Raw genomic sequence first — 4,943 nt, 5'->3', positions numbered from 1 at the left:
TCCAGAAATTCACGGACCTGGCTTTCCGGCAACGCCCCCATGAATTGATCCACCGGCGCGCCATTGATGACCAACATCACGGTCGGCAGGCTGCGAATGCCGAAATGGCCGGCCAATTGCGCTTCGACATCCGTGTTGACCTTGGCGAGCTGCAATTTGCCGCCATAGCTTTCGGTGATCTGTTCGAGCATGGGCTTGAGCGTCCGGCAAGGGCCGCACCATTCCGCCCAGAAATCCACAAGTACAGGCGTCTGAAAAGACGCATCGATGACGCGGGTCTGAAATTCTGCGGCGGTAACGTCGAAAATATAAGGCAGATCGGACATGGGCATCCTCTTGTTTGAAAATGAAAAAAACTCGAAGTGGGGAATGTATGGCGGCTCTGCCTACACTTTTCAAGGCAGATGCACGGCGAAACCCGAATCTGACTGCTATGCTCCAGCCCCTTTTTGCTTTTCGGCGCGGCCACACTCTGGGTCAACTCATGTCCTCTATTCCCGATTCTCCTGCGGTTATCGCCCCGCGTTCCGCCCGTCATCATCCTTATTTCTGGCCTTTGGTCGCCCTGCTGTTGCTCGGCTTGCTGTGGGGTTACAACTGGGTGGTGATGAAAGGTGGTTTGAGCGAGATTGCAGCGCTGTGGTTCGGAGCCCTGCGCACGATCATTCCCGCCGTGTTGCTGCTGCTCTTGCTGCCTGCAACGGGTCGATCGCTCAGACCGCCGCCCATGCATTACGTCATTCCATTGGGACTCTTGCAGACCGCCGGTTTTGTCGGTTTCATGATGTGGGCGTTGCAAACCGGCGCGGCGGGTGAGACCGCGGTGATCGTCTTCACCATGCCGCTGTGGCTGATGTTGATGGCGCATGTGGTGCTGCACGAACGCTTGACCCGCCGCCAATGGCTGGCGCTGGGCATTGCGGGTATGGGGCTGTTTTTCATGATCGCACCGTGGCGCGGGCATCTGGCTATCGGTGCCTCTTTGTTTGCCGTGTTGTCCGGCTTGACCTGGGCGGGTGGTTCGATCTGGCAGAAGAAATTCGGTCGCCGTTATCGCCTCGATCTGCTCAGTGTCACCGCCTGGCAGATGCTGTTCGGTGGTTTTGCCATTTTGCTGGCGGCGGTGATTCTTGAACCCTGGCATGCCGAATGGACATCGCATCTGCTTTGGGTTCTGTTCTACAACATCGTGCCGGCGGGGGCGCTGGGTTGGCTGCTCTGGATTTATGCCCTGCACAATCTGCCCACCCGCATTGCCGGTTTCGGCTCATTGCTGATTCCCAGCGTCGGTGTTTTGGGTGCATGGATTCAGTTGGGCGAGCGGCCCGGATTATTCGAATTGATTGGCATCATCCTGATTCTCACGGCTTTGCTCCTCTCGCTCATATCGCGCCGGAATTGACTGAATGGGCCTCAACTGCCGTGTTGCGTGTACACTTTCCTGGCAGCGGATCGACGACGGGCAAACCCCACGTTGATTGCTGAACGTACCGTGATGCTGTTTGCACCTTGTTTTGTACCCTGTTTTCAGTTCCGAGCATTGATTTTCCATGGCTGATTCTACGAATTCTCAACTATATGATGCCCGCGCCATCGAGGTGCTCACCGGCCTTGAGCCGGTGCGCAAGCGGCCGGGGATGTACACCGATACCACGCGCCCCAATCATCTGGCACAGGAAGTCATCGACAACAGCGTCGATGAGGCCGTCAGCGGTTTTGCCAGCCGGATTGATGTGGTGCTGCACGCCGATGGCTCGCTTTCCGTTACCGACGACGGGCGCGGGATGCCGGTCGATATTCATCCTGAGCACGGTGTGACGGGCGTTGAACTCATCCTCACGCGCCTGCATGCGGGCGGAAAATTCTCCGACAAGACCTACCGCTTTTCCGGCGGTTTGCACGGTGTGGGTGTGTCGGTGGTCAATGCCTTGTCCGAAAAACTCACCGTCGAGATTCGTCGGGACGGGAAAATCTGGCAGATGGCCTTCGAGGACGGTGTCCCGGTTGGCGAGCTGACCGAGGTCGGTACCGTGCCGAAAAAGCAGACCGGCACGCGTTTGCGCTTCTGGCCGCGAGCGAGCTATTTCGATCAGCCCAAGTTTCTGGTCAGCCGCCTGCTGCATGTGTTGCGCGCCAAGGCCGTGCTGTGCCCTGGTCTCACGGTGACCTTTCTCGATGAGTCCAGCGACGAGCCGCAAAAAATCTGGCATTACGAGAACGGCCTGTGCGATTACCTGCTCGGCGCCCTTGAGGGTCGGGCGATCATTCCGGCTCAGGGCTTTGTCGGTCATATGAGTGCCGAGCTGGCCGAGCGGCCGCAAATGGTCGATTGGGCACTGGTCTGGCTGGAAGAGGGCGGCGAACCGCTGACCGAAAGCTATGTGAACCTGATCCCGACGCCACAGGGCGGCACCCACGTCAACGGTCTTCGCCAGGGTTTGACCGAGGCGGTGCGCGAGTTCTGCGATTTCCGTAATCTGGTGCCGCGTGGCGTTAAATTAACGCCCGAGGATGTGTTTGACCGTGTCGCGTTCGTGTTGTCGGCGAAGCTGTCAGATCCGCAATTCGCCGGGCAAATGAAGGAGCGCCTATCTTCGCGCGAGTCGGCGAGTTTCATCGGTGGCGTGATCAAAGATGCGCTGTCGCTCTGGCTCAACCAGCATCCCGAACAGGGCGAAATTATCGCGCGTATCGCCATCGATGCGGCGCAGACGCGACTCAAGAACGACAAGAAAGTCGCCCGCAAGCGGGTCACGGCTGGGCCCGCGCTGCCCGGCAAGCTTGCCGACTGCACTGCTTCTGATATTTCGCGCACCGAGTTGTTTCTTGTGGAAGGAGACTCGGCGGGCGGTTCCGCCAAGCAGGCGAGGGAACGGGATTTTCAGGCCATCATGCCGTTGCGCGGCAAGATTCTGAATACCTGGGAAACCGGGGTCGATCAAGTGTTGGCGAGTCAGGAGGTGCACGACATTGCCGTGGCGATTGGCTTGGAGCCGGGCAGTGATGACTTATCCAAGTTACGTTACGGCAAGATCTGCATCCTTGCCGATGCCGATTCCGATGGCCTGCATATTGCCACCTTGCTTTGCGCACTCTTCCTGCGGCATTTCACGGCTCTGGTTCGGGCGGGGCATGTATTCGTCGCCATGCCACCCTTGTACCGCATCGATTTGGGCAAGGATACGTTCTACGCGCTCGATGAAGCCGAGCGCGACGGTATTCTGGGCCGTTTTGCCGCCGAGCATCGACGCGGCAAGCCCCAAGTCACCCGCTTCAAGGGCCTGGGCGAAATGAATCCCAGCCAACTGCGTGAATCCACACTCGCCCCGCAAACCCGCCGGTTGGTGCAATTATCCATGATGGACGATGATCCTTACGCCCTGATGGATATGCTGCTTGCCAAAAAACGCGCAGCCGATCGCCGCGGCTGGCTGGAAGCCAAGGGTGATCTGGCCATCGTTGCGTGATCTGATGTTTGGCCGGGTGTGGTGGTTTTCACCGGTTGTCTTTTTGCTCGTGCTGTTTCTGAGCCTGTCTGCGGCGCAGGCGGCCAGCGGGAAACCGCAACTGCAACTGACCGGCGAGATTACCCAAGCCGAGAACAAGGCGCTGATTCTACAGGTGGGGCTGTCCGTTCCGCCGATTCGCTTCACTTGCGAGGCATCGCCGGTATTGATGCGGCGTTATTTGCAATCGGCCACCCTGGCGGCACGGGATGCGCTGCAAGCCATGGGCTATTTCAATGCACGGATTCAAACCGATTTGAAACAAGATCCCGATTGCGCCATGCCGACGATGGACATCACCCCCGGCCCGCGGGTGCATATTGCCGCCGTTGATGTAGTCGTGAACACGTCGGCAGGGGACGATCTGACCCGACAACCGTTTCTGCGTGACTACCTCAAAACCGCGCGTCCCGCGAAGGCTGCGCTTTTAAATCAGGGCGTTTATGTCGCGCTGCGTGACGGCATCATGGAGCGCGTGCGTGGGGCGGGGTATCTCGATGCCAAGTGGCGAAAGCATGAGTTGTTGGTCGATCCGAAAACCAATACGGCCGACATTCACCTCGATCTGGATGCGGGCAGCCGCTACCACATCGGCAAGATCACGATCGATCAGACCATTCTCAAGCCGGAGCTGGCACAGAATCTGGTCGGTGCGAAAACCGGCGATACCTACTCCACGCAAACGCTGGTGGCCATGAATCAGAATTTGTCGAGCAGCCAATATTTCAGCGATGTGCGGGTGCGCCCGCAATGGGATCAGCGCAAGGCGCATCAGGTGCCCATCACGATTCGCACCCTGCCCAATGAGCCGCGCAGTTATGAACTGCGTGTGGGTTATGGCACGGATACGGGCGCGCGCTTCGGCGGCAAAATCAACCAGCGATATGTGAACCGGTCCGGCCACTCGTGGAAAGCGGATTTGTCCCTGGCACAACGCAAACAAACGCTCGGCGCCACCTACAGCATGCCGAAAATTTCTGACCCCCTTAATCAGCATTATGACCTTTATGAGGTGTTTGATCGGGAGCAGGACACCGGCATCACGACGTTATCGTCGACTTCGGGCCTGCGTTGGGTGCGCAATTTCAATTCGTGGACGAGCTCCTTATACAGTGAATATCTGGTTGACCGCAGTCAGTTCGGCACCAATCCGGCACAGACGACCGGTTTTTGGTTGTTCGGTGCCCGATTGGGCCGCCAGGAGCTCAATGATCCGCTGTTCCCGACCAAAGGATTCGTGTTCAGCAGCGGCATCAGCACGGCGGCAAAGCCGTTGCTCTCCAGTACCTCGCTGTTGCGTGCTCACGTGATGCTGGGTGGGCTTTATCCTGTGGGGAAATGGGTGTTCAAGGCGCGCACCGAGTTGGGTGGCGTGGTGACACCCGATTTCAATTCCTTACCCAAAAGCCTGCGTTTTTTTGCCGGCGGCGATCAATC

Annotated in this window: 4 protein-coding genes; 3 read left to right on the top strand and 1 reads right to left on the bottom strand. The window is 58.3% G+C overall.

Translation table 11 applies throughout. The features are described from left to right. On the bottom strand, positions 1-326 hold a 326-nt coding region (trxA, locus tag PHD44_RS12220; protein ID WP_300192121.1), incomplete at its 3' end, for a thioredoxin. A 158-nt stretch (positions 327-484) separates the two neighbouring features. Between trxA and PHD44_RS12215 the strand changes: the two genes are divergently transcribed. From PHD44_RS12215 to PHD44_RS12205, 3 genes are all read left to right on the top strand, one after another. Then, complete coding sequence (locus tag PHD44_RS12215) at positions 485-1,402, top strand: EamA family transporter (RefSeq protein ID WP_300192119.1); 918 nt, start codon at positions 485-487, stop codon at positions 1,400-1,402. Between the two features lie 148 nt (positions 1,403-1,550). Then, on the top strand, positions 1,551-3,467 hold the full coding sequence (gene parE / locus PHD44_RS12210) for a DNA topoisomerase IV subunit B (RefSeq protein WP_300192117.1): 1,917 nt from the start codon (positions 1,551-1,553) through the stop codon (positions 3,465-3,467). Then, positions 3,445-4,943: POTRA domain-containing protein (locus PHD44_RS12205; RefSeq protein WP_300192115.1), on the top strand; the 1,499-nt coding region annotated here is incomplete at its 3' end. The genes parE and PHD44_RS12205, both read left to right, overlap by 23 nt.

This window comes from Halothiobacillus sp. (assembly GCF_028710545.1).
Classification (GTDB): Bacteria; Pseudomonadota; Gammaproteobacteria; order Halothiobacillales; family Halothiobacillaceae; genus Halothiobacillus.
Note: the sequence above shows the minus strand (reverse complement) of the source record. Positions and strands in the feature narration are given on the sequence as shown.